9 protein-coding genes and 1 tRNA gene are annotated in these 7,050 nt (G+C 49.3%); 4 read left to right on the forward strand and 6 right to left on the reverse strand.

All coding sequences use genetic code 11. From position 1 onward, the window contains the following. Positions 1-42: 42 nt before the first annotated feature. A tRNA-Glu gene (locus Q0238_RS01735) sits at positions 43-119 on the forward strand. A 43-nt stretch (positions 120-162) separates the two neighbouring features. Here the strand turns inward: Q0238_RS01735 and Q0238_RS01740 are convergent. The 6 genes from Q0238_RS01740 to Q0238_RS01765 are packed head-to-tail and all read right to left on the reverse strand — an operon-like array spanning position 163 to position 4,282. Then, positions 163-939, reverse strand: coding sequence for an ABC transporter ATP-binding protein (locus Q0238_RS01740; protein ID WP_297942302.1), 777 nt, complete (start codon positions 937-939; stop codon positions 163-165). Then, positions 936-1,583: an energy-coupling factor transporter transmembrane component T gene (locus Q0238_RS01745; RefSeq protein WP_297942304.1), complete on the reverse strand. Its 648-nt coding sequence runs from the start codon at positions 1,581-1,583 to the stop codon at positions 936-938. Before Q0238_RS01745 ends, Q0238_RS01740 begins: the two co-directional genes overlap by 4 nt. After that, complete coding sequence (locus tag Q0238_RS01750; RefSeq protein ID WP_297942306.1) at positions 1,580-2,221, reverse strand: hypothetical protein; 642 nt, start codon at positions 2,219-2,221, stop codon at positions 1,580-1,582. Before Q0238_RS01750 ends, Q0238_RS01745 begins: the two co-directional genes overlap by 4 nt. Then, positions 2,218-2,817, reverse strand: a complete 600-nt coding sequence (gene cbiM, locus Q0238_RS01755; RefSeq protein ID WP_297942309.1) for a cobalt transporter CbiM — start codon at positions 2,815-2,817, stop codon at positions 2,218-2,220. Before cbiM ends, Q0238_RS01750 begins: the two co-directional genes overlap by 4 nt. Further along, complete coding sequence (locus Q0238_RS01760; protein ID WP_297942311.1) at positions 2,807-3,520, reverse strand: hypothetical protein; 714 nt, start codon at positions 3,518-3,520, stop codon at positions 2,807-2,809. Before Q0238_RS01760 ends, cbiM begins: the two co-directional genes overlap by 11 nt. A gap of 12 nt (positions 3,521-3,532) precedes the next feature. Further along, positions 3,533-4,282 carry a DUF4198 domain-containing protein gene (locus Q0238_RS01765; RefSeq protein WP_297942313.1) on the reverse strand — a complete coding sequence of 250 codons (750 nt, stop codon included), beginning with the start codon at positions 4,280-4,282 and terminating at the stop codon, positions 3,533-3,535. Positions 4,283-4,422: 140 nt separating this feature from the next. Here Q0238_RS01765 and serS point away from each other — a divergent pair, with 140 nt between their 5' ends. From serS to Q0238_RS01780, 3 genes are all read left to right on the forward strand, one after another. After that, positions 4,423-5,673 (forward strand): serine--tRNA ligase, encoded by a 1,251-nt coding sequence (gene serS / locus Q0238_RS01770; RefSeq protein ID WP_297942315.1) that lies wholly within the window; start codon positions 4,423-4,425, stop codon positions 5,671-5,673. 7 nt (positions 5,674-5,680) lie between these two features. After that, positions 5,681-6,454 (forward strand): hypothetical protein, encoded by a 774-nt coding sequence (locus Q0238_RS01775; protein WP_297942318.1) that lies wholly within the window; start codon positions 5,681-5,683, stop codon positions 6,452-6,454. Then, positions 6,451-7,050 (forward strand): nicotinate-nicotinamide nucleotide adenylyltransferase (locus Q0238_RS01780; RefSeq protein ID WP_297942319.1); only part of this gene is annotated, 600 nt, incomplete at its 3' end. The genes Q0238_RS01775 and Q0238_RS01780, both read left to right, overlap by 4 nt.

Consider the following 7,050-nt stretch of genomic DNA (forward strand, 5'->3'; position numbering starts at 1 on the left):
TTTATCTAAAATTTTGTTTTTGTCGCTATAATGCGGCTTCTTGACCTTTTCGTCTAGTGGCTCAGGACGTTGCATTCTCAGTGCGAAAACGCGTGGTTCAAATCCCGCAAGGGTCGCCATTATGGATTTATACAAGCCTCTTGATTTTAAACGATAAATTTATCATGGACTTTCATATAAGCCGTCCGATTTTAAATAATAGATTTTATCCGCGATTTTATCGATGAAGTTTTTATCGTGCGAGACGATGATCTCGCTTACGTCAAGCTCCGCCAAAATCCCCGCCACGCGCTCCTGCATCGCCTCATCAAGCGCCGTCGTAGGCTCGTCCAGCAGTAGTATCCTAGGCTCGCACACCAACGCGCCCGCAAGCGCCACTAGCTTTTTCTCGCCGCCACTTAGATGAAAGGGCACCCGCTCGCGTAGATGCTCGATTCCCAAGCGTCGCAGCGTCTCCAGCGCCTTGCGCTCGATCTGCTCTTCGCTTAAAATTTCAAGCTTTTTTAGATGGTCGTTTTCGCTGCCCTGCCTTAAAATTTGCGCCTTACGGCCAAAAAATTTAGAAAAAATTCCACGCTTTTGCTCCGCATTTTGTGCTCGTTTTAGCCGCTCATTTTGCGCACGTAGGCTAAATGCGACGTCCTCAAACACGCTCGCGCACAAAAATTGATCGTCGCTGTTTTGAAATAAAAACCCGATCTCGTGGCGAAATTTTATAAAATCCTCCACACACTCAAGCTTCTCGCCGAAAAGCTCGATTTCGCCCTCGCCCCATTGCCTTAGGCCGCCTAAAATTTGAAGCAGACTCGTCTTGCCCTGCCCGTTCGCGCCCAAGATCGCCACTTTTTCCTTATGCCCTACGCTCAAATTTACGCCGCGAAAAATTTCTCGCTCGCCGTTTTTAGCGCTTATCCCATACGCCTTAAGCGAGCAGCTCATAAGATCGCTCCGATTTTAACAGATACGCACGCCAGCAAGAACGCCAAAAACGAGGTCTCCAAGACGCTCAAGCCCTCGCGACGCTCGTAAAATAGCCTACCGCAAAACCCTCGCGCACTCATCACCAGGCTTAAATTTCTTGCCTGCTCAAGTGCCGAAATCGCTAAAATTCCAACTAAATTTGCATAAATTTTATAAGTGAAAATTCCGCTCGTCCCCACAAATCCGCGCATTCGCAAAAGTGCTTGCAGTCTCGCCAGATCCGAGCGTAAAAAATTTACGAATCGCCCGCAGCAATACACCAAAGCGCTTAGCTTTTCGCCGAGCCCGAGCCCGTCAAATCCGCGCGCGAAAAAATATTCGTCCTTGCCGTAAAATAGCAAAATTGCAAATACCATTATCAAATTTGCGCGCAAAAATATTACGCCCGCAAGCTCGTAGTTGCCGACTATAGCGGGGCTTAACGCGCTTAAAATCGCAAAGATATTTAATACCGCAAGCCTTGTGCAGACTGCGCGCGCAATCGAAATTTTAAGCGCAAAAAGAAGTAACGGCGGGGCAAAAAACGCTGCGTAAAGCTGCCCACTAAGTCCGACGCCGAAGCTGAAGATAAAAAACGCGAGCAGTGATACGGCGGGGCTCATTTGCGCGCTCTTTTCGCTAGCCACACCAAAGCAAAAAAGCCGAAAATCAAGGCCAAACAAAGCGCGATTTTAGGCGCCTCAGCGGACTGGCTTTGAAATGCCAGGCTCCTAATATCGCCCTTAGGGCTTTCTTTTGGCAAGATGCTTCGCGAGGCGGAATTTTCCAAAGGCTCGGAAGTGCTTAAAATTTTATTTTCAGGCGTACTAGCTTTCGGCACGATATTTTCGAGTGCGCTGCCTTCGGACGCAGAATTTTTAGCGACGTTCAAATTTTGCGGCACAGGATTTTCAGAAACGTCAGAATTTTGTGGCGTGGAATTTTCAGGATCACCGGAATTCTGCGGTGTAAAGTCCTCGGCGCTAAATTCCATCTGTGCACCGTGCCCTGCACCTCCGTAAATTTGAATAGTAAAATTTTTAGCGGGTATTCGTATGCTCGCAAGTCCCTCTTTATCGGTCTTAGTGCGCAAAATTTCGCGCCCGTCCGCACTGATTAAAACTTCGCACTCCATGCAGGGAGAATTTTTATAAAAATAGCTATAAATCGCCACTCTATCGCCCTCTTGCGTCGCGAAAAGATGAAGCGCATGCGAAAATGCAAAAGAGCTCAAAACCGCTAAGAAAAATAGTGCTCTCATCGCCTTTGTCCGCCGTAAAATTTCGCAATAAAGCTAAGCGCAAAAAGGGTGATGATTCCTTCCAAAACAGCTAGAATTGCGCCTTCGAGCGAGATGAGCGTCGCGATAGCAAAAAACTCCCGCCCGCTGATGAAAAGCACAAGATCAAGAAGCAGCATCGAGCAGACGATCGGCACGAAACCCGCCAAAAATAGATAAATTTTTTGCGTGCGCACTTTTAGCTCTTGCGCTTTTGCGGCGGCGGCAAAGAGCCCGCCCAAAACCGCTGGAAAGCCAATGACTGCGGTATTTACGCCGAGCACGCTAAGCCCTCCGAAGCCGAAAAACACCCCTTGCAAAAAAAGCGCAACGAAAATCGCCAAGATCGCGCGCGAGCCCAAAAACGCGCCCACGAGCCCGCTTAGCATCAAATGCATGGAGCTGACGCCCACGGGCAGGTGCACAAAAGATGCTACGAAAAACAGCGCGCTAAAACATGCGATCCTAGGGATCTCAGACTGCCTTACGCGCCATAAAATCGCCGCTACCGCAGGCGCCGTAACCGCCCAGCCGGCAAGCAGCACGGGTGCGCTCAAAACTCCTTCGCTAATGTGCACGGCTCGCCCCCTTTAAATCGTTCCAGTTTTTTAGACGCGCAAAAACGCGGGAGCTAGTTAAATTTAAGGCATTTGCGACCTTTGCGATAACCGCTTTGATTACTACAGGCCTTGCTTTTACGGCTTTAGTCGCGGCAAAATTTGCGGCTGTAAAACTCGCAGCTTGCGTCCTATTTGCGGCGGCTGTCAGCGCAAAACTCAGAGCGGTCTCAAAACTGCTTGTGGAACCAGTAAATTTGATAAATTTTACGGCTTGCATGGCGCAAGAATTTTCGCTTGCTACAATTGCAGGAGCAGCAAATGGATTTTGCAACGCAAAATTTGAGGCTCCGAGCGATCTCGGCGCGACGCTCGCGCAGTAAAACAGAGCTTGCGAAATTTTAAAAGCCGGGGTTTTAAAAATTTCAAAAAACGAAATTTTACGCGCCGATATTTTGCGCTCATAAATCCACGGATATGAAATTTTACGGCTCGAAGCTACTAAGAGCGAATTTCTGCCGAGCAAAATTTCACGTAGCAGAGCTTCGTTACTTAAAATTTTACTCGGCGGAATTTTGCCATCTAAAATTTTAACTACAGAATTCGCTTGAAATTTTACGTCGCCAAGCAAAACGCGCGAAAATAAAATTTCAAAGCTCCGCTCAAGCGTAAATTTAAATTTATCCGCAGCGACGCAAATTTCGCCCAAAAAAAGAGATCTCACCGAGCCGCTCCCCTATTTTTTCAGCTCGTCTGCTTTGATCCAAAGCACGGCGCCCAGCTCATTTACGGGCTGCTCGCTTCCTTTGGCGGCTTCCTCCTCGCTAAGAGCCGCGAAGCCCCACCAGCCGGCAACCGGCATCACGAAGCTAAACTCGCCCGCGCCGTTGGTTTTAACGACCTGCGTGACATGCGCCTCGCTAGGGGCTTTGTAGCCCTTATCGTTATATAGCTCGATCTCCACATCCGCGCCCGGGACGGGCCTTCCGTGCAATAAAAAAACTCCGCTAAATATCTCTCCCGCATACAGCGCATAAGGCCGCACTAGCGGTACGATCTCCGCCTCTAGCCCGAGCGGCTTATCCCAGCCTTCGCCCGCGCCGTAAGCATCGACGTAGGTTTTGGTGATATGGCGGATCATCTTGCGCTCAGCCGGCTCGGCATAGGGTTTCGGATCAAAATAAAACGCCAAAAGTGATGGCTTGTCAGCTTTAAATTCCGCCGCAAAATAGGAATTTTCGCCCTTTTTCTGCTCTTTTAGGCTGCCTAGGAGCGATTTTTTCTCGCCGTCAATAAAAACGCCGAATTCTGCGGGCTTTTGTAGATTCATAGACTCCTGTAAAAACGGATGGGAGAATTCCAAATTTAGCTTCACGATAGCGTTTTTTTGATCCTCTACGACATTTTTATCCGTCGTAAGAATGCCAAAATGTGCGAACGCAAGGCTCGCCGCGAAAATTCCCAAAAAAGCAAATTTTGCCTTCATGTAATACCTTTCATAATAAAATATTACGGAATTGTATCACTTTTTTTCATCCGTATTGCTTAAATGTGGGTTTATTTTGAGTATTTAAAGCAAACTTTGGTTAAAATGTCGCAATTTAAATTACCAAAAAGAGGCAGAAAATGATAAATTTAAAACTTATCGAGACGAATTTCGACGAATTTAATAAAAAACTTATCGCCAAAAAAGTCCCGCCGCAAACCCTGCAAACGCTACTGAATGCCTACAACGAGCTAAAATCTAAAAAGACGGAGCTGGAAAACCTCCAAGCCGTGCAAAATGCAAAGAGCAAGGAGCTCGGCCTCGCCGCGCGCGAAGGCAAAGACGTAGGCGCGCTAAAATCGCAGCTTGAGGAAAACAAGCAAAAGATCCAAAGCCTAAGCGGGCTCTTAAACGAGCGCGAACAAAGCTTAGAAGCGATCGCCGCGTGCGTGCCGAATATCATCGACGACGACGTGCCGATCGGCGCGGACGAGAACGAAAACGTCTGTATCAAAAAGGTGCTTGATCCGCGCACGTTCGACTTCGCGCCCAAGCAGCACTTCGAGCTCGGCGAGGCGCTGGGATGGCTTGATTTCGAGCGCGGCGTCAAACTCAGCGGCAGCCGCTTTACCGCGATCCGAGGGCTGGGCGCGAAACTGAATATGGCTCTCATCAACTACATGATCGAATTTAATAACTCGCGCGGCTTCGAGCTCGTAAATATGCCGTTTTTGGTGCGCGATCAGATCCTCTACGGCACGGGCCAGCTGCCTAAATTTAAAGACGATCTTTACCGCGTTGACGACGAGGAGCAAAACCTCTACCTCATCCCTACGAGCGAGGTTACGGCGACGAATCTCTTTAACGATGAAATTTTACGCAGCGAGGAGCTGCCGATCAAACTCACCAGCTACAGCCACTGCTTTCGCAAGGAAGCGGGCTCGGCGGGGCGCGATACGCGCGGCATGATCCGCCAGCACCAGTTTGAAAAGGTCGAGCTCGTCGCCATCACGCGCCCCGAAGATAGCGCAAAGATGCTTGGGGAGATGATTTCGTGCGCGAGCGATCTGCTAGCTAGCCTTGGCCTTCCGCACAGACACATGCTGCTTTGCAGCGGCGATCTGGGCTTTAGCGCTGCAAAGACCGTGGATTTGGAGGTTTGGCTACCGGGACAGAACCAATACAGAGAGATCAGCTCGATCAGCAACTGTCGCGATTTTCAGGCGCGCAGAGCCAAGATCCGCTTCAAAGACGGCAAGAAAAACAGCCTCGTTCACACGTTAAACGGCTCCTCGCTCGCGGTCGGCCGCACGCTGATTGCGGTGATGGAAAACTACCAGCGCAAGGACGGCAGCATCAAAATTCCGCGCGTTTTAGAAAAATATATGTAGGCGGCCCGTGCGAAAGCTTTGGAAAAACCCAAATTCTAACGCCCGCTTCGTAGCCACTGGATTTTGCGCGGCAAAATTTAAGAAACGCGGCGTTAAATTTTTCGCGCCGCAAAACGCAAGATTTTTTGCAACAAAATTTAGTAGCACGAAATTTTGCGGCACAGAGCCCGGAGCGCACAATGCCGCGCTTCGCGATTTTAAATTTTGCAATGAAACGCTTCGTCATACGCGGCAAATTCGGCAATCACGACACTCGCATTTTAAATTTCTTGGCGCGAAATTTACGACCTACGGAACAGAATTTTTAGGGGCGAACTTTCGCAGAGCGGAATTCTGCAAATCAAAATTTATGGCACGTGGCGTTAAATTTTACAAAGCAGAATTGCGCGAGACGGATTTTTTAGCTCGCATTGCGAAATTTTATGCGGCTAAATTTCACGGCGCGAAATTTCACGAGATGAAGTTCCAGACGCCAAATTTAGAGCTTAAAATGAAATTTAACGCAGCGAAATTCGGCGAGGTAAAATTCCGCGATGGCGCGCTTTTTAAATTTATCGCCGCAAAAGGGCTGCGACGCAGTCCTAGCCTTTACGCCGCCACGCCCTTTAAATTTATCGCGCTGCAAAACGCGGGATTTTTTGCAACAAAATTCAGCGAAACGGAATTTTGCGGCGTAAAATTTCATAAAACAAGATTACGTCGCGCAAAATTTTATACCGCGGAATTTGTGGCGAAGTGCGAGAAATTTCGCGGCGCGGAGCGGCACGGAGCGGGTGCGTGAAAATCGCACTTTTCGGCGGCAGTTTCGATCCGCCGCACGCAGGACACGACGCCGCGGTGAAGGCGATCTTATCAAGTCTAAAGCCCGATTTGCTGATCATAATGCCGTCGTTTCTAAACCCGTTTAAAAAGAGCTTTTCGGCGCCTCCGCAACTGCGGCTTAGATGGTGCCGCGCGCTGTGGAACGACGCCCCGGGCGTGGAGGTAAGCGATTATGAAATTTCGCAAAACCGCCCGGTACCCACGATACAAAGCGTGAAATTTCTGCTCGAAAAATACGGCGCGAACGGCAAAATCGCGGCGGAAATGGCAGCCTCGACGAGCGAAACCCCGACAGCCGTAACGGATAGGGCTTTACCTAACGGCGCAAATATTGCGAATAAAATTTCTGCCGGTGCCTATACTCCTGGCAGCGCGGGCGAAATTTTACCCGAGAAGACGAACGGGGCTTTGCCGTGCGATATAGGTAAAATTCTAAGCAGCGACGCCTGCTCCGCCGATATTACGGGCGGGACGAGCATCCCCGCTAACGCAAAAAACGAAGCTATGCAAGGCGGAATGGCGGATCAAATTTCGGTTGGTAGCAAAAGCGAAATG

The sequence above is a fragment of the uncultured Campylobacter sp. genome (assembly GCF_938045775.1).
GTDB lineage: Bacteria > Campylobacterota > Campylobacteria > Campylobacterales > Campylobacteraceae > Campylobacter_B.